The sequence below is a fragment of the Achromobacter sp. Root170 genome (assembly GCF_001428165.1).
Lineage (GTDB): Bacteria > Pseudomonadota > Gammaproteobacteria > Burkholderiales > Burkholderiaceae_B > Achromobacter > Achromobacter mucicolens.
The window spans coordinates 141,580-164,871 of sequence record NZ_LMHN01000021.1 but is presented as its reverse complement, the minus strand read 5'-3'; the positions used below and the strand labels follow the sequence as shown (position 1 = coordinate 164,871).

Sequence of the window (23,292 nt, the reverse complement as noted above, 5' to 3'; positions counted from 1 at the left end):
CCGAGAGGCACCCGACGCGGACCTGCGCTAATGGCAGGCCCGCTGGGATAGATGCCCCGCCTGTGCCGTCAAGGCCGGCATCTCGAACCCTGAGGTTCAAGGTGGTCGCGTTCCGAAGAGCATCGGGTTCGTCCGCAAGAGACAATCACTCCAGCTCTGCACTCCCGCAACCAATATGCCAAAAAGACATAGGTTCAGAGAATGTATGGCCTAGTCACGAACACGGCAGGGACAAACTGAAAAATCTTGAATGCTGCTTATGAACGTTAGAGCAGTTTTTCCTGACCCGACAAGGCGTCATCGAGTACTGCGTTCATGTCCTCAATTCTACGCTTGAAGTCGCCGACCGCCAAACCGCCCAGCGGACCATCGGGCGCTTTCATTGCAAGCAGCTCGCCAGCGACCTGCAATGCGGCCATCACGGCGATGCGTTCATTGCTGGAAACCTTGCCCGTGCCCTGGATGCGCAGCATGAGCTGATCGACATGGCGCACGGCTGCCAGCAACGTGGGCTTTTCTTCGGCGGAGCATGCAAGCGAGTACTCGCGGCCGAGGATCGATACGTCTACACGTTCCATTAGTGTTGCTCTCCGGACGGCGCACCCGGCAAGCGGGCCAGGACGGCGTCGATGCGCTCGCGGGCCGACGCGGCGGCCACGCGCAAGCGCTGTAGTTCTGTGTCGCGCGATTGCAGGCTACCCTGCAGTTCGCTTTCGCGTGCGGCGAACCGCGACTCGAGCGCGTGGCGCTCGGCGGTCTCGCGCGCGAGTTGTTCGCGCAGCGCGGCTTCCGCCCGCTTGGCTTCTTCGAGCATGGCCGAGACGGCGCCGTCGTTATCTTGAAGCTTGCTTTGCAGCGTGACGACTTCGGCTTCGCGGTCAGCGGCGCGCTGCTTGAGCACGCGCTGCTCGGCTTCGAATTCGTTCACGCGTAGACGCAACGCGTCACGCTCGGCGTGGAGTTGGCGGGTGCGTTGCACCAGTTGCCCGATTCGGGCGGCGAGTTGGTCTAGATCTTGCAGCATGGGCGCTATCGTAAACCATCCTGGGATGGACCGGGCCTCTTCACGCAAGGTGAGAAACCCGGCAATATTCAGTAGGAAATACGGTTGGGTTTTGGCGCGCGAAGGTTACCGGCTCTTGCCTGCCATGAAAAGTCCCATCCCCCGAAATTGCCGCATCCGGCCGATCCGGCTTTCGCGATTCTTTCTATAAACTTTCACTTAGCTTTCAAAAAGCCCTCAAACTTTCGACCGCGTTACAAACAGGGATCGGGAGTTCCCCAATTCTAGGGAAAACCCCAGGCTTTCACCGACCTTACAGGGTTTGCAGCGTGGCAGGCGTCCATTACCATTCGGCCTTTCAAGAAACCACGTCGTCGCTTTCAGAATAATTAATGGCACCCCGAAGTGCCTTTTTTGTGCCTGTCACTCGCCTTTCGGCGGGTGTCCCATCCGGCTACAAACCTCTTTTATCTACATGCTGTAAACAGGAGCCAACCAATCATGCAGCTACGCAATCGACAGGACTTCTGGTCGGGGGTGATGTTCATCGCCCTTGGGCTAGGATTCGCCTGGCAGGCCAGCAGCTACCAAATGGGTACTGCTGCCCGAATGGGACCCGGATACTTTCCTTTCTGGCTGGGCATTGTTCTCGCACTGCTCGGCGCCATCGTGCTGCTTGGCTCGCTGTCCAAGAAAGCCCATGAAACGCATGTCGACAAGTTCGACTGGCGCATCGTCTTCCTGGTGGTGGGCTCGGTCGTTCTATATGGCCTGATCCTCAAACTTCTGGGCGTCTACATCTCGGTGTTCGTGCTGGTGGTCGTCAGCAGCCTTGCCAGCCATGAATTCAACCTGAAGGTCGCCGTGGCCAACGGCATCTTCCTGGTGCTGTTCACCTACCTGGCATTCATCAAGGGGCTGGGGCTGATTTTCCCGCTGTGGCCGTCGTTTCTGGGCATGAACTGAGGAGCAATCGGCCATGGAATTGTTTGACAACCTCATGATGGGTTTCTCGGTGGCGTTCACGCCCGAGAACCTCCTGTACGCACTGCTGGGCTGCATCCTGGGTACGCTGATCGGCGTGCTTCCGGGCATCGGCCCCGTTCCGACCATCGCCATGCTGCTGCCGATCACGTACGTGCTGCCCCCGGTGGCCGGCCTGATCATGCTGGCGGGTATTTACTACGGCGCCCAGTACGGCGGATCCACGACGGCCATTCTTGTGGCGCTGCCAGGGGAAACGTCTGCGGTGGTGACCGTGCTGGACGGTCACCAGATGGCCCGTAACGGCCGGGCGGGCGCTGCGCTGGCAATTGCCGCACTGGGCTCGTTCTTTGCCGGTTGCGTTGCCACGCTGCTGCTGGCTGCCTTTGCGCCCCCGCTGGCTGAAGTCGCGTTCAAGTTCGGCCCCGCCGAGTACTTCTCGCTGATGTGCCTGGGCCTGGTCGGCGCCGTGGTGCTGGCTTCGGGTTCGCTGCCCAAGGCCATCGCGATGATCATCCTGGGCCTGCTGCTCGGCATGGTCGGCACCGACGTCAACTCGGGCGTTGCCCGCTTCGACTTCGGCGTGCCGGAACTGCAGGACGGCATCGACTTCGCCATCGTTGCCATGGGCGTGTTCGGCTTTGCCGAAATCATGACCAACCTCGAGCAGAAGGAAAACCGCGTCGACATCACCGATAAGATCGGCACGCTGTATCCGAACAAGCAGGAATTCAAGGAAGCCGCCCCGGCCGTGCTGCGCGGCACGGCGCTGGGTTCGGCCCTGGGCATCCTGCCGGGCGGTGGCGCGGTGCTGTCGTCGTTCGCGTCGTACACGCTGGAAAAGAAGATCTCGAAGAATCCGGAACGCTTCGGCAAGGGCCACCCGGCCGGCCTGGCGGGCCCGGAATCGGCGAACAACGCCGCAGCCCAGACTTCGTTCATCCCGCTGCTGACGCTTGGTATCCCCGGCAACGCCGTGATGGCGCTGATGGTGGGCGCCATGACCATCCACAACATCCAGCCCGGCCCGCAAGTCATGTCGAGCCACCCGGAGCTGTTCTGGGGCCTGATCGCCTCGATGTGGATCGGCAACCTGATGCTGGTGGTGCTGAACCTGCCGCTGATCGGCCTGTGGGTCAAGCTGCTGAAGGTGCCCTACCGCATTCTGTTCCCGGCGATTCTGGTGTTCTGCACGATCGGTGTGTACTCGCTTAACTACAACCCGTTCGACATCTTCACCACAGCCATGTTCGGCATCATCGGGTATGTGTGGTCGAAGCTGAAGTGCGAAGGCGCCCCGCTGCTGCTGGGCCTGGTGCTGGGCCCCATGATGGAAGAGAACTTCCGCCGTGCCCTGCTGCTGTCGCGCGGCGACTTCTCCACCTTCGTGACGCGTCCGCTGTCCGCTACCCTGCTGGCCGTCGCCGTGTTCCTGGTGATCCTGGTGGCCCTGCCGGCCATCCGCAAGAAGCGCGAAGAGACCTTCGTCGAAGAAGACTAAGGCCCAGCGCGCCGCCCTTGATGCGGCGCCCCAGCCTTCAAAACCCCCGGGCCTGTCCCGGGGGTTTTTCTTTGGGCGCTCGCCGCGCTGAAAAATACAAATAATTACGCCACGCAACCAATCGTACAGAGACGGATTCATCTACGTTAAGCTACGGGTTTACCCCACGCGATGATTCGGACATGAATTTCGACTGGAAGAATCCCTACACGACCACCCGCACGCCTGTCTTCGCCCGCAATGTCGTCGCCACGTCCCACCCCTTGGCCGCTCAGGCAGGGTTGCGGATCCTGGCGCAAGGCGGCAATGCGGTGGACGCGGCCATCGCCGCGGCCTCTACGCTGGCATTGACCGAGCCGGTCAGCAACGGGCTGGGCTCGGACTGCTTTGCGATCGTCTGGGATGGGGCGAAGCTGCATGGCCTGAACGCATCCGGACCGGCGCCGGCGGCCTGGAACGTGGACTACTTCCGGCGCAAGCACCAAGGCGCGATCCCCGCGCGCGGCTGGGACAGCGTGACCGTGCCGGGTTGCGTGGCCGGCTGGGGCGCGTTGCATGAGAAGCTGGGCCGCCTGTCTTTCGCCGATATCCTGGCGCCCGCCATCGAATACGCCGAACGCGGTTTCGCGATCACGCCCATGGTGCACCAGAAGTGGGCCGCGCAAGCCGACGTGCTGCAGCCGCAGCCGGGCTTTGCCGATCATTTCCTGCCGCGCGGGCGCGCGCCGCAAATTGGCGAACACTTCGTGCTGCAAGGCGCGGCAGCCACGCTCAAGCGCATCGCCGCGACCAGCGGACGCGATTTCTACGAAGGCGAGACCGCCCACAAGCTGGTGGCGCACGCGCAGGCGCACGATGCAGCCCTGACGCTAAAGGATCTGCGCGAATTCGCGCCCGAATGGGTGACCCCGATCAGCCAGTCATACCGCGGCCATACGCTGCACCAGATTCCGCCCAATGGCCAAGGCATCGCCGCGCTGATCGCGCTGGGGATCCTGCAGAATTTCGATCTGGCCGCGCGCCCGATCGATCATCCCGAGACGCAACACCTGCTGATCGAGGCGATGAAGCTCGCCTTTGCCGACGTCTATGCGCACGTGGCCGATGCACGCCACATGCAGGTCGCGCCCGAGCAGATGCTGCGCGCGGACTACCTGGCCGAACGCGCGCGCCTGATCGATCCGCGGTCGGCGCAAACCTTCGCCACCGGCCACGCGCCGCAAGGCGGCACGGTCTACCTGACCGCCGCCGATCGCAACGGGATGATGGTCAGCTTCATCCAGTCGAACTACATGGGGTTTGGGTCTGGCGTCGTGGCGCCAGGCACCGGCGTCAGCCTGCAGAACCGCGGGTACGGCTTCAGCACCGATCCCGATCATGCGAATGTGGTGGCGAGCGGGAAGCGGCCGTTTCACACGATCATTCCGGGTTTCCTGATGCGTGACGGCGCCCCGGTGATGAGCTTTGGCGTCATGGGCGGCAACATGCAGCCGCAGGGCCAGATGCAGGCGCTGGTGCGCATGCTGGACTACGGCCAGCAGCCGCAGGCCGCGTGCGACGCGCCGCGCTGGAAGTGGAACCGCGGCCTTGAGGTGGACCTGGAGGCGACGGTCTCGCCCGCTGTTGTCCAGGGGCTGCGCGAGCGCGGCCATGTGCTGCAGGGCATGGAAGATCCCTACATGGACTTCGGATCGGGCCAGTTCATCTGGCGGCTGGGCGATCCGGCCGTCGATGGCTACGTCAGCGCCAGCGACAGCCGCCGAGATGGACTCGCCGCCGGCTTTTGATTGCGTTAAGGTTAGTGTCCTGAAACAGACCTACCCTTATTCAGCGGAGTCCACTGCATGGCAACGATCGGTACCAAGAGCTACGACGCAGCCGTAGCCCAGAAAGTCGCTTTCCTCGGATTGGGCGTGATGGGCTTGCCCATGGCCGGTCACCTGGCCCGCGCCGGGCACGACGTCACCGTCTACAACCGCACGCCCGCCAAGGCGCAGGCCTGGGTTGCCGAGTTTGGCGGCCACAGCGCCGCCACGCCGCGCGAAGCCGTTGCCGGTGCACAGATCGTCTTTGCCTGCGTGGGCAACGATGACGACCTGCGCAGCGTCGTGCTGGGTCCGGACGGCGCGTTTGCGGGCATGGCGCCCGGCGCCGTGTTCGTCGACCATACGACGGCTTCCGCCGACGTGGCGCGTGAGCTCCATGCGCACGCCAAGGAACTGGGCCTGAACTTCATCGACGCCCCCGTGTCGGGCGGCCAGGCGGGCGCCGTCAACGGCGTGCTGACGGTCATGTGCGGCGGCGAGCAGGCGGTGTTCGACGCGGTCAAGCCGGTGGCCCAGTGCTTTGGCCGCGCGGTCACGCTGGTGGGCCACCCGGGCGCCGGCCAACTTGCCAAGATGGTCAACCAGATCTGCATCGCCGGCATCGTGCAGGGCCTGTCGGAGGCGATCGCGTTCGGCCAGGCGGCAGACCTGGACATGAAGCAGGTGCTGGACGTGATCAGCAAGGGCGCGGCGCAGAGCTGGCAGATGGAGAACCGCGGCGGGACCATGGTCGACGACAAGTTCGACTTCGGCTTTGCGGTGGACTGGATGCGCAAGGACCTAGGCCTGGTGCTGGCAGAAGCGCGCAACAACGGCGCGCGCCTGCCCTTGACCGCGCTGGTGGACCAGTTCTACGGCGACGTCCAGAAGCTGGGCGGCGGCCGCTGGGACACGTCCAGCCTCATCAAGCGGCTGCGCGACTAAAGATCTGGTTTTTCGGACCTACGAAAAAGGCGAGCCTCGCGGCTCGCCTTTTTTCATGCCGGGTGCGCGCGGTCAGGCGGCAAGCGAGGCGTGGCCAGCGGCCGGCAGCAGCGCATCGATGCGTTGCTTGGCCAGGGCCAGCCCTTCCAGCGCGGCCACTTCGCCCATCGCCATGCCTTCGGCGGCAATGAAGGTCACGTCAGTCATGCCCAGGAAGGCGAGCATCTGGCGCAGGTACGGCGTCATCGTGTCCGAGGGCGTGCCCTCGGCCTTGCCGCCACGCGCGGTCAGCACGATCACCTGCTTACCCTTGACGAGCCCCTCGGGCACGCCTTCCGGCGTATAACGGAACGTGACCCCGGCGCGCGCCAGGTGGTCCAGATAGGACTTGAATTGCGCCGGCAGGTTGAAGTTGTAAACCGGGACGGCGAACACGATGCGATCGGCGTCCATCAGTTCAGCGATGAGCGAGTCGCTCAGCTCGACCAGCCGCTGCTGCTCGACGGTGCGGGACTCGGCGGGCGTGAACAGGGCGCCGGCGGTGTTGCCATCGAAGTAAGGAATGGGTTGCGCGCCGATGTCGCGGACCTTGATGGCCGAGGCCGGGTTGGCAGCCTTGACGCGGGCAATCAGGTGATCGGCCAATTGCTTGCTGTTGGAACGTTCGCCGAGAATCGAGGAAAGGATGACCAGGGTCTTCATTGCAGTATCTCCAGTGGGTTCCCCCGGGCGGGGGTCTGGATCTGTCAGCGCCGCACCCGTCAGGATGATCGGGCGGGGCCTTGCCGCTTGGGCGGCGTTGGCAGATCCGTTGTGCATGCCGTCACTGTAGATGGACCGATTGAATACATAAATACGGGTATGATGAACTGTTCGTTCCAAACATAGAACAATCATGCAAGATCTCAATGACCTCTACTACTTTTCGCAAGTCGTCGAGCAAGGAGGCTTCAGCGCGGCGGCACGCGCGCTGGACATCCCGAAATCCCGTCTCTCCCGCCGAATTTCACACCTGGAAGAAAGCCTGGGCGTGCGCCTCTTGCAGCGCACCACCCGCCGGCTGCGGCTGACGTCCGCCGGCGAACGCTATCTGCATTACTGTCGCGAGATGGCCGCCTCGGCTCGGGCTGCGGACGACGCCATGCGGCAGTTGCAGGCCGAGCCCACCGGTCCGGTCATCGTGAGTTGCCCGGTGTCGATCGCGCAGGACGTGCTGGCGCCGCTGCTGCCGGAATTCCTGGACGCGTGGCCGGCGATCTCGGTGCAATTGCTGGTCACCAACCGGCGCGTGGACCTGATCCGCGAGGGCGTGGACCTGGCGCTGCGGGTCCGCACGAAGCTGGACACGGACGCGGAACTGGTCGTGCGGCATCTGGGCACGGCGCGCGGCACGCTGGTGGCCAGCCCCGGCTATCTGCAACGCCACGGCGCGCCCGATACGCCGCAGGATCTGGCGTCTCACGTCACGCTGAGCTTCAGCGATCCGCAAAATGAAGTGCGCTGGCCCCTGCGCAACGACAAGGGCGAAGAGGTGCACATCGAACTGAAGCCGCAACTGTCATGCAACGATTTCATCGTGCTGACGGAAGCGGCCGTGCGCGGACGCGGCATTGCCCTGCTGCCGTCGATTGCCACGCAGGAGGAACTGCGCCGCGGGCAGCTAGTGCCGGTGCTGCCGCAATGGCAATCGCCCGAGGGCATCGTGCACTGCATCTATCCGTCACGGCGGGGCATGATGCCCGCCGTGCGAACGCTGCTGGATTTCCTGTCGCAGCGCCTGCCCTCGATGTACGAGCGTCTGGATAAAGCCGCGTCTCCCGCGCCTCAGTAGCCGCGCGAGCGCTCGACCACGCCGGTGATGGCTTCGCCGCGCTTCAGTTGCGCGACCTTGCCCGCGATCTGCGCGATGCTTTCGTCGCGCAGCGTGCGCGCCGCGATATGCGGCGTGACGTGGACCCGCGGGTCGTGCCAGAACGGGTGATCCTTGGGCAGCGGCTCGGTGTGAAAGACGTCGAGCGTGGCGCCCGCGATCTCGCCCTCTTCAAGCATCTGCACCAGATCGTCCTCGACCAGATGCTCGCCGCGTCCGACGTTGACCAGATGCGCGCCGGGCAGCAGCCGCGACAGGGTCTCGCGATTCAGGATGCCCTGCGTGTCGGGCGTGAGCGGCAGAACATTGACCAGAAAGCGCGTGCGGCCAAGGAATTCGGGCAAGGCGGCTTCGCCTGCGAAGGATTCCACACCGGGAATCTGGCGCGGCGACCGCGACCAGCCCGCGACGGGGTAGCCGAACTCGGCCAGCGTCTGCGCCACGCGCGCGCCGACCTGTCCCAGCCCCAGAACCCCCACGGGCCAGTCGGCTTGCCGGGTGCCTTCGCGGGTGTCCCAATGCTGCCGTGCCTGCGCCTGGTCGAAGGCTTCGAAATCGCGCGAAACGCGCAGCAATGCATACAGCGCGTATTCGGCCATCTGCACCGCCATGCCGGCGTCTTCAAGGCGCACGATGCGCACGTGATCGGGAATCTCGGGCATCTTCAACAAGGCATCGACGCCCGCGCCCAGATTGAAGAGCGTCTTCAAACCGGTTTCGTGCTGGAAGAGCTGGACGGGCGGACGCCAGACCAACGCGACTTCGGCGCCAGAAGGCGGACCGTCCGGGTTCCAGACCGAAATACGGCAGCCGGGCATCGCGGCCTCGAGGCGAGGCACCCAGGCGTCGGGATCGTGATGGGGACAAGCAAAGAGAATGTGCATGGTGGCAGCGGGCAGGCGATGAAAACCCCAAGCATGAGGGATGCCGCCGCACAAATCAAACGGCCGGGTGCAAGCCGGGCCTGCACAAGTGAAGCGGCCCGGCATGAGCCGGGCCTGCACAAGTAGAACGGCCCGGCCTAAGCCGGGCCGCGTGTGCCGGATGCCGGGGCCGGGGATCAGGCCGTCTGCGGCACTTCGGGCTTGTTCTTGTGCTTGTTGCGGCGCAGGAAGGCCCAGACCTGCAGCGTGATCAGCAATGCGCTCGCGCCGATGAACCATGCGCTGATCGGACGTTCGACGAACACGGCCAGGTCACCGCGCGAGAGCAGCAGCGCGCGGCGGAAGTTCTCTTCGACCATGGGGCCGAGCACGAAGCCCAGCAGGATGGGCGCGACCGAGAATTCCAGCGTCATGAGCACCGCGCCAATCACGCCGAAGGCCAGCACTTCCCAGATCTGGAAGAGACTGTTCTGCGTGCTGTACACGCCCACTGCGATGAAGAACAGCGCCGACGGGAAGAGGTAGCGGTAAGGCACCTGCAGCAGCTTGACCCACACGCCGATGAGCGGCACGTTCAGCACCATGAGCAGCACGTTGCCCACCCAGAAGCTGGCGATCAGGCCCCAGAAGATGTCCGGATGCTCGGTGATGAGCTGCGGGCCGGGCTGGATGCCCTGGATCAGCAGCGCGCCCAGAATCAGCGCCATCACCGCGTCGCCGGGAATGCCCAGGCTCATCGTCGGGATGAAGTCGACCTGCGTCTTCGAGTGCGACGACGCTTCTGGCGAGGCCACGCCGGCGATCATGCCGGTGCCGAACTTCTCGGGCGTCTTGGAGATCTTGCGTTCCAGCGCGTAAGCAACGAACGTGGTGATCGTCGGGCCGGTACCGGGCATGGCGCCGAACAGCGTGCCGACGGCCGTGCCGCGCACCATGGGCCAGAAGGCGGTCTTCAGTTCCTGCTTGCTGGGCCGCATGTCGCGCAGGCGCAGCTTGGCGCCGCTGCCGATGATGGTCATGCGGTTCACGCTCATCAGGAAGTCGGCAACGCCGAACAGACCCATCGAGATCGCGACCAGTTCCAGGCCGTCGGACAGGTCGAGCAAGCCGAACGAAAACCGGATGGTGCCCGTGTTCACGTCGGTGCCCACCACGCCGCACATCAGGCCGAACAGCGTCATCGCCACGCCCTTGAGCGGCGAGCCGCGCGACATGGTGGCGCCTGCCAGGAGGCCCAGCAGCATGATCGAGAAGATCTCGGTCGGGCCGAACTTGAACGCGACTTCAACCAGCAGCGGCGAGGCAAAGATCATGACGATGATGCCGACCGATGCCGCGAAGAACGAGCAGATCATCGTGATGCCGAGCGCTGTCCCGCCCTTGCCCTGCTTGGTCAGTGGATAACCGTCCAGGCAGGTAACCGCGTGCGGCGGATGCGAAGGCAGGTTGAGCAGGATCGCGCCGATGGCGCCGCCGTATTGCGAGCCATAGAAAATGCCGGCCAGCATCAGGATGGCGGGCACGGGCTGCATGACGTAGGTGAGCGGCAAGAGGATCGAGATCGCGGACAGCGCGCCCATGCCGGGCAGCACGCCGATGAGGTTGCCCACCAGCACGCCGAAGAACGACCACATCAGGTTGTGCCATTGGAACGCGACGCCGAAGCCGTACCAAAGGTCTACCAAAGCTTGAGAAATCATGGCGCTTCAACCCCAACGGAACAGCGGAAGCTGCAGTTGCAGCGCCCACCAGAAAACGACGACCGCGATCGCGGACATGGCGATCGACAGCAGGACGGCCTGCTTGATCGTGTTGGTGCGGTCGCCCAGCGCGGAGATGAAGACGATGGCGAATGTGGCGGGCAACAGGCCGCCGTAATGGCCCAGCAGCAGGAAGGCCAGGATGCCGAGCAGGATGCAGACACTGCCGCGGATGTCCGGCATGCCGGTGGGATGGCCTTCAGCGGGCGCGGGAGCCGAAGGTTCGGCCGAGCGCGCCGACATCGCGATCAGCAGGCCGGTGAGCGCCAGCAGGCCGCCCAGCGCCGCGGGAAAGAATCCCGGACCCATGTGGCTGAGCGAGCCGATGTGATAGTCCGTGCCACCGTAAATCGCGGCCAGACCGATCAGGACCATCAGCGCACCGCCGTAATAGTCCTTTCTGTTGATTGTCTTTTTCACTTCCGTCCTCCTTCCTTGTGCCGGACAGCGCCGGCCTTTCATGCGCTGCTCGAAGCGGGCAGCGCCCGGCCCCTGACGACAGGCCGGATCGCAGATTACGGAAGGAAGCTGCTAATCCGCTTTCTATGCGCTGTCGCATTCCTGAATCCGGGGGTTATCCCTGATCGGCAGGCGCGCCAGGCGCAAGAAAGTAGCGGACAGTGAAGAAACGGGCGCTATTGATCGCCCTTGAGCTGGACCTCTGCGGGTCTCGGATACTGCGATACGGTGGGCGCCAGCGGCAGCCACAGCACCGACGCAAGACCAACGCCGCCCTGGTCGTTGGGCTCGCCGTCGCGCAGTTCGATATCGCCTTCGTTGCGGCGTGCGTAGGCGCGCGCAATGCCCAACCCCAAGCCCGAACCGGAGGAAGTCATGGGCTTGTCGGTGCCCACGCGCTCGAACCGCGTGAAGGCGCGCGTGCGCATGACCGGATCCAGGCCGGGGCCGTTGTCGGACACGGCAACCTCGACGCGGTTGTCGGCGCGGCACACGGACACCGTGATGCGCGCGCCCGCCGGGGCGTAATGGATGGCGTTGTGCACAAGGTTGGACAGCGCTTCGTGCAGCTCGGCTTCGTTGCCCGACACCGGCACCGGCGTGTCCTGACCGTCTTCGGCATCGGCCTGCACCCAACCCAGGTCCTGCTGTTTTTCGTGCGCGAGCGGCAGGTACTGCAACACGACTTCGCGCGACACCGCGTTCATGTCGAGCAACTGACGCGGGGTCTGACCGGCCTGGTTGGCGTGCGCCAGCGACAGCAACTGCTCGGTCAGGCGGCGCGTGCGGCCCAACTGGTCGACGATGGCGCGCAGCCCTTCGCGCACGCGTGCCGGGTCGCGTTCGCGCAGCGTGTATTGGGCCTGCGTCAGCATAATGGCAAGCGGCGTGCGCAACTGGTGCGAGGCGTCGGCAAGGAAGCTGGATTGCTCGTCCAGCACCCGCCGGTAACGGGCGATGTGGTGATTGACGGCCTCCACCAGTGGAGCGACCTCACTGGGCACGCGCGAGGCGTCCAGCGGCGTCAGATCGTCGGGGCGGCGGCTGCGGATGTCGGCCTGCAGCCGGCGCAGCGGCTTCAATGCCCAGGACACGCCCCACCACACCAGCAGCACGACCAGCGCCAGCATCCGCGAATCGCGCAGGATCTCCTGGCGCCGCGCGCTGTTCTCGGCCTCTATGCGCTTGCCAGTGCTTTCGGCCACGACCACCAGCACCTGACGATGCTGGCCCTGGTAATAGAGATCGCGCACGACGGACACGACCCGCACGGGGTCGTTGCGATACACGCCGTCGTAGAAGATGGGTTGGCCGTTCGAGCGGGGCCAGGAAGGCGGACGCGGCATTTCCGGCATGCCGAGCAGCGTCTTGCCCTGTGTCTGGGGCACGGGCGCCCCATCCGGCAAGGGCGGATCGATTTCCTCGATGCGGAAATACTTGCGCAGGCCCGCCCGGGATTCGAGCATGACCTGCGCATACAGCGGCGTGGCCACCTGCAGGTTGCCGTCGGGCGTGAATTCCAGGCTGCTTTCAAGCACCCGCGCCGGCTCCACCAAGGCGCTGTCGTAGGCCTCGTTGGTGATTTCGGAGAGGGTGCGGTAGTCGTTCAGGCTGTCGATGACCAGCAGCACCACCACGCCGGGCAAGAGCAGGATGATGAGAAGCGCGCGGATGCCGACGCGCGGCAAACCGGGAATCCGCAGGCTCACTTAGGGTTCCGCGGACTCGCTGGCCACGCTTTCGAGCATGTAGCCCAGCCCGCGCACGGTCACGATGCGCACGTCGCTGCCGGCCAGCTTCTTGCGCAGGCGGTGCAGCACGACTTCGATGGCGTCCGGATTGGCTTCGCTGTCGTGGGTGAAAACCTTGCCGAACAATTGCGACTTGTCCACCGGGTAGCCGCTGCGCGTCAGGAGCGCCGCCAGGGCGGCGTGTTCACGCGGCGTCAGGAACAGCAGCGATCCGTCCAGCGTGAAGGCTCGGCTTTCGCTGTCGTAGGACAGCGAACCGCACTGCAGGCGCGGGTGCTGGCGGCCACGGCTGCGGCGCACGAGCGCCGTCAGGCGGGCTTCCAGTTCTTCCAGTGCGAAGGGCTTGGTCAGGAAGTCGTCCGCGCCCAGGTTCAGGCCGCGGACGCGATCCTGCAGCGCGCCCTGCGCGGTCAGCAGGAGGACGGGGGTGCGGTCGTCGCGGTTGCGCATTTCGCGCAGGACGACGAGCCCGTGCTTGTCGGGCAGGCGCAAGTCCATGACGATGGCATCGTATTCCGTGCCCGCCATGAAGGCTTCGGCCGTGCGCGCATCCGCCGCGTGATCGGGTACGAACCCGCTTTGGGCGAGCGCGCGCATCAGCCAGGACGCCATGTCCCGTTCGTCTTCAACCAACAATATGCGCATGACCGTCCGTTCCTTCGGGCAAATTCTCTGCTGCCCGCTGACCATGCACACGCTGGCGCAGGTAGCGGGTTTCGTGATGGCGCCGAAAGAGGATAGCCGACAACTCGTTCAACGCCTGGGTATAGACGTCTCGCTTGAACTCGATGACGGCATCCAGCGGAACCCAGTACTGGCTCCAGCGCCAGGCGTCGAATTCCGGATGCTGCGTCGCGCGCAAGCACACATCACTGTCACGTCCCACCAGGCGCAACAAGAACCAAATCTGTTTTTGTCCTTTATAGTGGCCGCGCCACTCACGCCGGACAAAGTGATCGGGCACGTTATAACGTAACCAATCGCGTGTACGCCCCAAAATACGGACATGCTCGGGCTTCAGGCCCACCTCTTCATGGAGTTCGCGATACATGGCCTGCACCGGGCTTTCGCCATACTTGATGCCGCCCTGAGGGAACTGCCATGCATGTTCCCTGATACGCTTGCCCCAAAAGACCTCGTTTCTAGTGTTGACGAGAATGATGCCGACATTGGGGCGGTAGCCTTCGCGGTCAAGCATGGGCCACCCCCACCGAATTCAATACAATTACGGTCGATTATACGTATCTGCTGCCACCTTTAAACATGCGCGCATCCAACTACCATATCAACACCCTCAAAGAAGCCCCTTCCGAAGCGGAAGTCGCCAGCCACCAGCTGATGACCCGCGCCGGGATGATCCGCAAGCTCGCGGGCGGCATCTACACCTACATGCCGCTGGGCCTGAAGGTCATCCGCAAGGTCGAGGCGATCATCCGCGAAGAAATGAACGCGGCGGGCGCCATCGAGTTGCTGATGCCCGTGGTGCAGCCGGCCGAGCTCTGGCAGGAATCCGGCCGCTGGGAGCAGTACGGCGCGGAACTGCTGCGCATCAAGGACCGGCACCAGCGCGATTTCGTGCTGCAGCCGACGTCCGAGGAAGTCATCACGGACATCGCCCGCAATGAAATCCACAGCTACCGCCAGCTGCCGCTGAACTTCTATCACATTCAGACCAAGTTCCGGGACGAGCGCCGTCCCCGCTTCGGCCTGATGCGCGGCCGCGAATTCACGATGAAGGACGCCTACTCCTTCGACCGCGACGAAGCCGGCGCCCAGCGCAGCTACGACACCATGTTTGCCGCCTACATGCGCATCTTTGGCCGCCTGGGCCTGGAATTCCGCGCGGTGGCGGCCGACACGGGCTCCATCGGCGGCACGCGCAGCCATGAATTCCAGGTGATCGCCGACACGGGCGAAGACCTGCTGGTCTACAACGCGGAATCGGACTACGCGGCCAACATCGAATTGGCGGAAGCGCCCAGCCTGTATGCCACCCGTGCCGCCGCCGCCCAAGCGATGGCGGACGTCGCAACGCCCGGCGCCGCCAAGTGCGAGGACGTGGCCAAGCTGCTGGGCATTCCCCTGGAGCGCACGATCAAGTCGATCGTCCTGGCCACCGACGGCGAAAAAGGCAAGGTCGACATCTGGCTGCTGCTCCTGCGCGGCGACCACGAACTGAACGAGATCAAGGCGGGCAAGCTGCCGGGCCTGGCGGGCTTCCGGTTCGCCACCGAAGCCGAGATCGTCGAGTACTTCGGCTGCAAGCCCGGCTACCTGGGCCCGGTCAAGACGGCCAAGCCGGTCCACGTGATTGCCGACCGCACCGTCGCCAACATGGCCGATTTCGTCTGCGGCGCCAACCGCGAAGACTTCCACATCCAGGGCGTGAACTGGGGCCGCGACTTGCCCGAACCGGAGCTAGTGGCCGACCTGCGCAACGTCGTGGCGGGCGACCCCTCGCCGGATGGCAAGGGCACGCTGTCGATCCAGCGCGGCATCGAAGTGGGCCACGTCTTCTATCTGGGCAAGAAGTACTCCGAAGCCCTGAAGGCCACCTTCCTGGACGAAACCGGCAAGCCGGCCGTCCTGGAAATGGGCTGCTACGGCATCGGCGTGACCCGCATCGTGGGCGCCGCCATCGAGCAGAACCACGACGCCCGCGGCATCATTTGGCCCCGCGCGCTCGCCCCCTTCGAAGTGGTCATCTGCCCCGTGGGCTGGGGCAAAAGTGAAACGGTGCGTGACACCGCGCAAAAGCTCTATGAATCCTTGCTGGCGCGCGGCGTGGACGTCATGCTGGACGACCGCGATGCGCGCCCCGGCGTCATGTTTGCCGAGTGGGAACTGATCGGTGCGCCGCTGCGTGTAACAGTTGGAGAACGCGGTCTGAACGACGGTGTGGTGGAATTGCAGGCCCGTCGGGAAACCGAAGCGGCCAAGATTCCGGTAGAGTCCGCGCTGGAAGCGGTGCTGACGAAGCTCGACACGCTTTAACCCTGTAGCTGCTACGGACTTGCCGCGTCCCGACCCGCACCATCATTTCCTGAGTATCGTGACCGATCAGAAGTCCGCCGAATCCACCCTGCAAGTCCGCGTCTACTACGAAGACACGGATGCCGGCGGGGTGGTCTTCTACGCTAACTACTTGAAATTCCTGGAGCGGGCACGCACCGAATGGCTGCGCGATCTGGGCGTCAACCAATCCGGGTTGGCCGCCAGCGAGCAACGGCTGTTCGTTGTCCGCGCCCTGGACATGTCCTACCGCAAACCGGCCAGACTGGACGATTTGCTTACCATACGCAGCCGAGTCACCAAACTGGGCCGCGCTTCGATACACTTCGCGCAGCGCGCGGAGCGCAACGGGGAACTGCTTGCCGAAGGCAACATCCAAGTCTGTTGCGTCGATGCCGTTCACATGCGGCCGGCAGAATTGCCGGCCGACATTCGCGCAAAACTGGAATTCATTCAGGAATAACCATGCAAGTCACCAACGACATGTCGTTGCTTTCGCTGATTTCGCACGCCAGCGTGCCGGTCCAGCTGATCATGCTGATGCTGTTGGGTATCTCGATCATGTCCTGGACCTACATCTTCGCCAAGCGCATGGCCATCAAGCGGGCCCATGACCAGACGCGCCGCTTCGAAGACGACTTCTGGTCGGGCGGCGACCTGTCGATGCTGCAGCAGGCCGTGGCCTCGCGCCGCGACGAGCAGGGCGCCCTCGCCCGCATCTTCGATGCCGGCATGACCGAATTCCTGAAGGCCCGCCGCGGCAATGCCAGCGGCGACGCCACGGCAGTGCTGGACGGCCCGCGCCGCGCCATGCGCGCCGCCTACCAGCGCGAAATGGACGCGCTGGAATCGCACCTGAACTTCCTGGCCTCCGCCGGTTCGGTGTCCCCGTACATCGGCCTCCTGGGCACGGTCTGGGGCATCATGCACGCCTTCATCGGCCTGTCGAACATGCAGCAGGCCACGCTGGCCTCGGTGGCTCCCGGCATTGCGGAGGCGCTGATCGCCACCGCCATCGGCCTGTTCGCCGCCATTCCTGCCGTGGTTGCCTACAACCGTTTCACGAATGATATCGACCGCATCTCGATCCGCTTTGACAGCTTCGTCGATGAATTCCTGAACATTCTGCAACGGCAGGTGCGCTAATGCCCTCGGTAAGCTCGCGCGGCAGGTCCGGCCGCCGCATGAAGGCCGACATCAACGTGGTGCCGTACATCGACGTGATGCTGGTGCTGCTGGTCATCTTCATGGTGACCGCGCCCCTCATCACGCCCGGGCTGATCCAACTGCCGTCGGTGGGCGCCGCCTCCGACGTGCCCGTCAAGCCGCTGGAAGTCCAGATTTCGGAAGACGGCAAGATCGCGCTGCGCATGCGCGAAGCCGGCGCCACCATGCAGGACATCGCGCGCACCGAACTGGTGGCGCAAGTGCGTTCGCGCATTACCGCGGAAACGCCGGTGGTCATCGCCGCCGACGGCAAGGTGCCCTACGAGACGGTTGTGAAGGTCATGGACGAGCTGCGCACCAACGGCATCACCCGCCTGGGTCTGCTGGTGGACCAGTCCGCCGCAGGCGCCCAACAGCCCGCACCCGCCAAGAAACGCTAACGCGCCGCCATCCGCCGGCCCGGCCGGCATGCACCGCACATGACGCCACCCATAATTCGACACCGCAGCGGCCCGCCGGCCACCCCGCCCAACAACGACAACCGGAATTCGCTGATTCTGGCTGTGGCGGTGCACCTGCTGCTGCTGGTTGCCCTGATCTTTGGCGTGAACTGGCATACCGAGAACCCTGGCCCCGTCCAGGTGGAACTCTGGGCAGACGGCAATTCGCCCGTCTCGCCGCCGCCCACGCCGCAGCCCGAACCGCCCAAACCCCAACCCAAGCCGCAGCCCGAGCCCGAGCCTGAAAAGACGCCGGAGCCGCCGCCTCCGCCCCCTCCTCCTCCGCCGCCGCCTGAGCCCCAACCGCAGGTCCAGGCCAAGACCGAGGAAGTCGATCCCGAGATCGCCATCCAGGAGGCGAAGAAAAAGCGCGAGCAGGAAGAGAAGGCCCGCGAAGCCGCCGAGGCCGCCAAGGAAAAGGCGCGCCTGGAAGAAGAGCGCAAGCAGGCCGAGCTGAAGGAAAAGAAGCGCCTGGAGCAGGAACGCCAGGCCGCCGAGAAGGCCGCCGCTGAAAAGGCCGCTGCCGAGAAGGCTGCCGCCCAGAAGGCCGCGGCGGAGAAGGCTGCCGCCGACAAGGCTGCTGCTGAAAAGGCCGCCGAGAAGGCTGCCGCCGAAAAGGCCGCCGCCGAGAAGAAGGCCAAGGAAGAAGCCGCCAAGAAGGCAGCAGCTGAAAAGGCTGCCGCCGAGAAAGCCGCTGCCGAGAAGGCTGCGGCCGAGAAGGCGGCTGCGGAAAAGGCTGCCGCCGAGAAGGCCGCCGCTGCCAAGAAGGCCGCCGCCGACAAGGCGTTGAAGGACGCGTTCCGCAACGACGCCCTGGGCGCCGCCGGCATTCCGGGCGGCACCGCCGACCGCAACCAGGCGGGCGGCGGACGCGACAGCGGCTACGGCGCCAAGGTCCGGGCCTGCGTGCAGCCCGGGGTGGCGTATCCGCCTCCGCCCCGCAGCGGCTCGGGAAATCCGACCGCGCAATACCGGGTACAGTTAGGTTCTGACGGGAAGGTGAATGGCGTCACGTTGACCAGTTCTTCTGGCAACGCGGGCTTTGACCGCGCGGTCGAAACCGGCATCCGCCGTTGCAACCCGTTCCCGAAGCCCTCGACGGGCCGCTACGAACCCATTATTGACGTTGTCTACAGAATGTATGACTGACAGGAGATTGACGAACATGACTCCCGCTTATAGCCGACGAGTACCCACTCTCGCGCTCTGGAGAGCGTATGGAATCGGATTGCTGATGGTGGCGCTTGCCTGCCTGATGGCCATGAAGCCCGCCCACGCGCAGCTGCGTGTCGACATCTCCGGCACCGGCGCCACGCAATACCCCGTGGCCATCGCCGACTTCGCGGTCGATGACACCCACGGCCGCGCACTGGCCGAAGTCATTCGCGCCGACCTGACCCGCACCGGCCAGTTCCGCCTGATCAACGCCGCGGGCTCCGGCCTGAACGTGGATTCCCCGATCGCCCACGACGACTGGCGCGGCAAGGGTGCGGACTTCATCGCCTACGGCAGCATCACGCGGGGCGCCGATGGCCGCTACGACGTGCGCTACCGCCTGGCCGACACGGTCAAGAAGTCGCAGCTGGACGGCGTGGCCTTCTCGGGCACCGAGCAGGAACTGCGCCGCGTGGCCCACCAGATCGCCGATCGCATCTACGAAAAGATCACCGGCGTTCGCGGCGTGTTCTCGACGCGTATCGCGTACGTGCTGAAGAAGGGTTCCACCTACGAACTGCAGGTGGCTGACGCCGACGGCCAGAATCCCCAGGTCGCCCTGCGCTCGCGCGAGCCGATCATTTCGCCGTCCTGGTCGCCCGATGGCAGCAAGCTTGCTTACGTGAGCTTCGAGTCCGGCAAGCCCGTCGTCTATGTGCACACCCTGGCCACCAGCGCGCGTGCACCGGTCGCCAACTTCAAGGGCAACAACAGCGCCCCCGGTTGGTCGCCTGACGGCAGCAAGCTCGCGGTCGCTCTGACGCGTGACGGTTTGTCGCAAATTTACGTCGTTAATGCGGCCGATGGCTCGAATCCGACCCGAGTTACGCGTTCTCCCGGGATTGACACCGAGCCGAGCTTTACGCCTGACGGTGCTTCCATTATCTTTACGAGTGACCGCAGCGGCGGGCCGCAAATCTATCAGACCGGCTCGACAGGCGGCGAAGCCCGCCGTCTCACGTTTAATGGTGGTTACAACATATCACCCCGAATTTCCCCCGACGGATCGACGCTGCTGTACGTTGCAAGACGAGACGGCGCGTTTCGAATCGCATCCTTGAACCTGTCCACTGGCGCCGAAGCCTTGCTGACTGATGGTCGTGACGATCAGTCGCCCAGCTTTGCGCCAAACGGCATGCAAGTGCTCTACGCAGCCATCCAGAATGGCCGTAGCGTGCTTGCAGGTGTCTCGAGCGATGGACGCGTACGACAGACGCTTTCGGTACTGAACGGGGAAATACGTGAACCGACTTGGGGCCCATTTACCCGATAACACGTGTGACTCTCTTTGCAAAGGAACTATCATGAAGTCGCGCATTGCCAAAAGCCTAACCATCGCCGCTCTGGCTGCCGCCCTGGCAGCTTGCAGCTCCGTCCCTCTCGACGATAAAGCGGGTCAGGGTGGAGGCGCTGGCCAAGGATCTTCGGCCTCTGGCCAAATCCTTGATCCTTTCAACCCCCAAAGCATCCTGGCGCAACAGCGCTCGGTGTACTTTGATTTCGACAGCTACACCGTGTCGGACCAATACCGTGGCCTGGTCGAAACCCATGCCAAGTACCTGGCCTCGCACCAACAGCAAAAGGTCAAGATCGAAGGCAATACCGACGAACGCGGCGGTGCTGAGTACAACCTGGCCCTCGGCCAGCGTCGTGCCGACGCCGTGCGTCGCATGATGACCCTGCTGGGCGTCAGCGACAACCAGATCGAAACCATCAGCTTCGGCAAGGAAAAGCCGCGCTCGACGGGTACGACTGAAGCCGACTTTGCCGAAAACCGCCGCGCCGATATCAATTATCTGCGTTAAGCTTTTCGCTTAGTCTGGAGCCCTACCTCGCGTCGGGACGGCCAGCCGGCCGTCCCGACGTTTGTTTTTATCCCCGGGAATATTCATGCGCGATCAAGTTCTGTCCCTGCGTCCCCTGATTGTGGCCACTGGCCTGGCGCTAGCCGCCCTCACGGCCCCCGCTCACGCTTTTTCCGACGATGAAGCCCGCAAGGCCATCCTGGATTTGCGCCAGCAGGTGCAGCAGCAGAACGAGCAAAGCCAGCGCGCCAAGCTGCAATTGGCCGACCAGATTCAATCCCTGCAGCAGGAAATTGCCCAGCTGCGCGACCAGCTCGAACTGGTGTCGCGCCAGCAACCGAGCGCGAAGCCGGGCGGCGCCGCGCCGGGTAGCGCAAATCCCCCGGGCGCCTCTGCAGGCGATCCCCAGGAACAGACCGCCTATGACGGCGCGATGGACCTGTTCCGCAAGGGCCAATACAAGGAAGCCGCCGAATCGCTGGCCGCCTTCACCGCGCTCTACCCCAACAGCCAGCTCGCGCCCAGCGCCCAGTTCTACCAGGGCAGCAGCCGCTATGCGCTCAAGGACTTCAAGGGCACCATCGAGCAGCTGAACGCCATGGTGCAAAAGTCGCCGGACAACGCCCGCGCGCCGGATGCCCTGCTGATCATCGCGGGCAGCCAGATCGAACTGAACAACCGCGCCGGCGCCAAGGCCACCTTGCAACGCATCGTGCGCGACTACCCCACCACGCCGGCCGCCACCACGGCCAAGAGCCGGCTGCAACTGCTGCAGTAATGCCGCACGCCGCCAGCGCGGCAGGCGCTTACCGCCAGATTCTTCGCCGCCGGGCGGGGCTGATTGCCCTGCTGCTGGCGGCGATTCTGTTTGCGCTGCTGATCGACTTCACCGTGGGCCCATCCGGCCTGCCCTGGCGCGCGCTCTGGCAAACGCTTGCGGCGCCGGGCGATGCTGATCCGACCTATCGCGTGATCGTCTGGGACATCCGCCTGCCGTCGGCCCTGATGGCGGCGCTGGTAGGCATGGCGCTCGGCCTGGCGGGCGCCGAGATGCAGACCATCCTGAACAATCCCCTTGCCAGCCCGTTCACCCTGGGTGTGTCGTCGGCGGCGGCCTTTGGCGCCTCGCTGGCGATCGTGCTCCAGTTCGGGCTGCCGGGCGTTCCCGCCGGCTGGCTGATTGCCGCCAACGCCTTTCTGTTCGCCCTGCTGGCGGCGCTGCTGCTGGATGCGGTGGCCCGGTGGGGCGGCATGAACACATCGGGCGTCGTGCTGTTCGGCATCGCGATGGTGTTCACCTTCAATGCGCTGGTCTCGCTGGTGCAATTCACCGCCAGCGCCGAAGCCTTGCAGAACCTGGTGTTCTGGACGATGGGCAGCCTGGCGCGTTCCAGCTGGACGACCGTGGGCGTGCTGGCGCTGGCGTTCGCGGTGGCCTTGCCGCTGGCCATGCGGCAATCCTGGAAGCTGACCGCGCTGCGGCTGGGCGAGGACCGCGCCGCCAGCTTTGGCGTGGATGTGCGCCGCGTGCGCGTTGCGGCGTTGGCGCGCGTGAGCCTGCTGTCCGCGCTGGCGGTCGCCTTTGTCGGGACGATCGGGTTCATCGGACTGGTGGCGCCGCACATCGCGCGCCGGCTCTTCGGCGAAGACCACCGCTTCTATCTGCCGGGCAGCGCCCTGGTGGGCGCGGTGATCCTGTCGCTGGCGTCGATCGCATCCAAGAATCTCATGCCGGGCGTGGTGGTGCCCGTGGGCATCGTGACCGCGCTGGTGGGCATTCCCTTCTTCGTTTCCGTCGTGCTGCGCAGGCAGTTGCCATGACAAGGCCCGCTCCCGCCTCACACCCCGCCGGCCTGGCGGTCCAGGCGCTTTCGGCCGGTTACGGGCGCGAAGACGTGCTGCACGACCTGACGATCCCCGCGCTTGCCGCGGGCGAAGTGACGGCGTTGCTGGGCCCGAACGGCAGCGGCAAGTCCACGTTGCTCAAGGCGCTGGCCGGCTTGGTGCGGCCCCGCGCGGGCGGCGCGGCGCTGGACGGGCTGGACCTCACGCGCCTTGACCACGCCGAGCGTGCCCGCCACGTCGTGTACCTGCCTCAAAGCCTGCCCGCGGCCGTGCACCTGCGCGTATTCGAGTCCGTGCTGGTCGCGGCCCGCGCCAGCGGCGCGGCGGCGCGCCCCGTGGACCTTCAAGCCATCGACCAGCTGCTGGCGCGGCTGGGCATCGCGCATCTGGCCCTTCACTATCTGGACGCGCTGTCTGGCGGGCAAAAACAATTGGTGGGGTTGGCGCAGGCGCTGATCCGCCACCCGCGCGTGCTACTGCTGGACGAGCCGCTATCGGCCCTGGATCTGAACTACCAGTTTCACGTCATGCGCCTGCTGCAGCAGGAAACGCGCGAGCATGGCCTAATCAGCCTCATCGTGCTGCACGACCTGAACGTGGCCCTGCAGCATGCGGACCAGGCCGTGATGATCCATGAAGGGCGGCTGCACGCCGCAGGCAGCCCGGCCGACGTCATCACGCCCCACGCGCTGGCCGCCGTCTATGGCGTGCAGGCGCGCGTGGAGGCGTGCTCGAAAGGCCGGCGGCAGGTGCTGATCGACGGGTTGCAGGCGCACCCGGGCTGAA

General features: G+C 64.8%; 24 protein-coding genes and 1 other RNA gene. 15 read left to right on the top strand and 10 right to left on the bottom strand.

Going from position 1 to position 23,292, the window contains the following annotated elements; genetic code table 11:
- Positions 1-49 precede the first annotated feature (49 nt).
- The 3 genes from ssrS to ASD87_RS26445 all read right to left on the bottom strand — a co-directional run bounded on the left by ssrS (position 50) and on the right by ASD87_RS26445 (position 1,024).
- A non-coding RNA gene (gene ssrS, locus ASD87_RS26810) (6S RNA) lies at positions 50-235 on the bottom strand.
- Between the two features lie 31 nt (positions 236-266).
- Positions 267-578: a cell division protein ZapA gene (locus ASD87_RS26450; protein WP_056327920.1), complete on the bottom strand. Its 312-nt coding sequence runs from the start codon at positions 576-578 to the stop codon at positions 267-269.
- Complete coding sequence (locus tag ASD87_RS26445) at positions 578-1,024, bottom strand: hypothetical protein (RefSeq protein WP_056327919.1); 447 nt, start codon at positions 1,022-1,024, stop codon at positions 578-580. Before ASD87_RS26445 ends, ASD87_RS26450 begins: the two co-directional genes overlap by 1 nt.
- A 480-nt stretch (positions 1,025-1,504) precedes the next feature.
- Here ASD87_RS26445 and ASD87_RS26440 point away from each other — a divergent pair, with 480 nt between their 5' ends.
- From ASD87_RS26440 to ASD87_RS26425, 4 genes are all read left to right on the top strand, one after another.
- Positions 1,505-1,969, top strand: coding sequence for a tripartite tricarboxylate transporter TctB family protein (locus ASD87_RS26440; RefSeq protein ID WP_056327918.1), 465 nt, complete (start codon positions 1,505-1,507; stop codon positions 1,967-1,969).
- 13 nt (positions 1,970-1,982) lie between these two features.
- Entirely contained in the window at positions 1,983-3,488 is a 1,506-nt protein-coding gene (locus ASD87_RS26435) for a tripartite tricarboxylate transporter permease (RefSeq protein WP_056327917.1), read from the top strand.
- 182 nt (positions 3,489-3,670) lie between these two features.
- Positions 3,671-5,275, top strand: a complete 1,605-nt coding sequence (locus ASD87_RS26430) for a gamma-glutamyltransferase family protein (RefSeq protein WP_056327916.1) — start codon at positions 3,671-3,673, stop codon at positions 5,273-5,275.
- A 57-nt stretch (positions 5,276-5,332) separates the two neighbouring features.
- A complete protein-coding gene (locus ASD87_RS26425) occupies positions 5,333-6,238 on the top strand; it encodes an NAD(P)-dependent oxidoreductase (protein WP_056327915.1) in 906 nt (301 codons plus the stop codon).
- A gap of 72 nt (positions 6,239-6,310) precedes the next feature.
- Here the strand turns inward: ASD87_RS26425 and ASD87_RS26420 are convergent, their stop codons facing one another.
- Positions 6,311-6,940 carry an FMN-dependent NADH-azoreductase gene (locus ASD87_RS26420; RefSeq protein WP_056327914.1) on the bottom strand — a complete coding sequence of 210 codons (630 nt, stop codon included), beginning with the start codon at positions 6,938-6,940 and terminating at the stop codon, positions 6,311-6,313.
- 193 nt (positions 6,941-7,133) lie between these two features.
- Here ASD87_RS26420 and ASD87_RS26415 point away from each other — a divergent pair, with 193 nt between their 5' ends.
- Entirely contained in the window at positions 7,134-8,069 is a 936-nt protein-coding gene (locus ASD87_RS26415) for a LysR family transcriptional regulator (RefSeq protein WP_056327913.1), read from the top strand.
- Here ASD87_RS26415 and ASD87_RS26410 read toward each other — a convergent pair.
- The 6 genes from ASD87_RS26410 to ASD87_RS26385 all read right to left on the bottom strand — a co-directional run bounded on the left by ASD87_RS26410 (position 8,063) and on the right by ASD87_RS26385 (position 14,160).
- Complete coding sequence (locus ASD87_RS26410; protein WP_056327912.1) at positions 8,063-8,992, bottom strand: glyoxylate/hydroxypyruvate reductase A; 930 nt, start codon at positions 8,990-8,992, stop codon at positions 8,063-8,065. The two genes, ASD87_RS26415 and ASD87_RS26410, sit on opposite strands and share 7 nt — an antisense overlap.
- A gap of 176 nt (positions 8,993-9,168) precedes the next feature.
- Complete coding sequence (locus ASD87_RS26405; protein WP_056327911.1) at positions 9,169-10,692, bottom strand: tripartite tricarboxylate transporter permease; 1,524 nt, start codon at positions 10,690-10,692, stop codon at positions 9,169-9,171.
- A 6-nt stretch (positions 10,693-10,698) separates the two neighbouring features.
- A complete protein-coding gene (locus tag ASD87_RS26400) occupies positions 10,699-11,127 on the bottom strand; it encodes a tripartite tricarboxylate transporter TctB family protein (RefSeq protein ID WP_056327938.1) in 429 nt (142 codons plus the stop codon).
- 260 nt (positions 11,128-11,387) lie between these two features.
- Complete coding sequence (locus ASD87_RS26395; RefSeq protein WP_235512828.1) at positions 11,388-12,920, bottom strand: sensor histidine kinase; 1,533 nt, start codon at positions 12,918-12,920, stop codon at positions 11,388-11,390.
- Entirely contained in the window at positions 12,921-13,607 is a 687-nt protein-coding gene (locus ASD87_RS26390) for a response regulator (RefSeq protein WP_056327910.1), read from the bottom strand. It lies immediately after the preceding gene.
- Entirely contained in the window at positions 13,588-14,160 is a 573-nt protein-coding gene (locus ASD87_RS26385; protein WP_056327909.1) for an RNA pyrophosphohydrolase, read from the bottom strand. Before ASD87_RS26385 ends, ASD87_RS26390 begins: the two co-directional genes overlap by 20 nt.
- Before the next feature lie 65 nt (positions 14,161-14,225).
- On the opposite strand from ASD87_RS26385, the gene ASD87_RS26380 reads away from it, so the two are divergent.
- The 10 genes from ASD87_RS26380 to ASD87_RS26335 all read left to right on the top strand — a co-directional run bounded on the left by ASD87_RS26380 (position 14,226) and on the right by ASD87_RS26335 (position 23,291).
- Complete coding sequence (locus tag ASD87_RS26380; protein ID WP_056327908.1) at positions 14,226-15,956, top strand: proline--tRNA ligase; 1,731 nt, start codon at positions 14,226-14,228, stop codon at positions 15,954-15,956.
- 58 nt (positions 15,957-16,014) lie between these two features.
- On the top strand, positions 16,015-16,437 hold the full coding sequence (gene ybgC, locus ASD87_RS26375) for a tol-pal system-associated acyl-CoA thioesterase (protein ID WP_056327936.1): 423 nt from the start codon (positions 16,015-16,017) through the stop codon (positions 16,435-16,437).
- Between the two features lie 2 nt (positions 16,438-16,439).
- Positions 16,440-17,120 carry a protein TolQ gene (gene tolQ, locus ASD87_RS26370; RefSeq protein ID WP_056327907.1) on the top strand — a complete coding sequence of 227 codons (681 nt, stop codon included), beginning with the start codon at positions 16,440-16,442 and terminating at the stop codon, positions 17,118-17,120.
- On the top strand, positions 17,120-17,581 hold the full coding sequence (gene tolR / locus ASD87_RS26365; protein WP_056327906.1) for a protein TolR: 462 nt from the start codon (positions 17,120-17,122) through the stop codon (positions 17,579-17,581). Before tolQ ends, tolR begins: the two co-directional genes overlap by 1 nt.
- A 39-nt stretch (positions 17,582-17,620) precedes the next feature.
- A complete protein-coding gene (gene tolA, locus ASD87_RS26360; RefSeq protein WP_056327905.1) occupies positions 17,621-18,790 on the top strand; it encodes a cell envelope integrity protein TolA in 1,170 nt (389 codons plus the stop codon).
- A gap of 16 nt (positions 18,791-18,806) precedes the next feature.
- Positions 18,807-20,129 (top strand): Tol-Pal system beta propeller repeat protein TolB, encoded by a 1,323-nt coding sequence (gene tolB / locus ASD87_RS26355; RefSeq protein WP_056327904.1) that lies wholly within the window; start codon positions 18,807-18,809, stop codon positions 20,127-20,129.
- Between the two features lie 31 nt (positions 20,130-20,160).
- The gene (gene pal, locus ASD87_RS26350) at positions 20,161-20,661 is read left to right on the top strand and encodes a peptidoglycan-associated lipoprotein Pal (protein WP_056327903.1); all 501 of its coding nucleotides are present in this window, start codon (positions 20,161-20,163) and stop codon (positions 20,659-20,661) included.
- A gap of 85 nt (positions 20,662-20,746) precedes the next feature.
- Positions 20,747-21,439, top strand: a complete 693-nt coding sequence (gene ybgF / locus ASD87_RS26345; protein ID WP_056327902.1) for a tol-pal system protein YbgF — start codon at positions 20,747-20,749, stop codon at positions 21,437-21,439.
- Positions 21,439-22,482, top strand: coding sequence for an iron ABC transporter permease (locus ASD87_RS26340; protein ID WP_056327901.1), 1,044 nt, complete (start codon positions 21,439-21,441; stop codon positions 22,480-22,482). The genes ybgF and ASD87_RS26340 overlap by 1 nt, the downstream gene beginning before the upstream one ends.
- On the top strand, positions 22,479-23,291 hold the full coding sequence (locus ASD87_RS26335) for an ABC transporter ATP-binding protein (RefSeq protein WP_056327900.1): 813 nt from the start codon (positions 22,479-22,481) through the stop codon (positions 23,289-23,291). Before ASD87_RS26340 ends, ASD87_RS26335 begins: the two co-directional genes overlap by 4 nt.
- Position 23,292 lies beyond the last annotated feature (1 nt).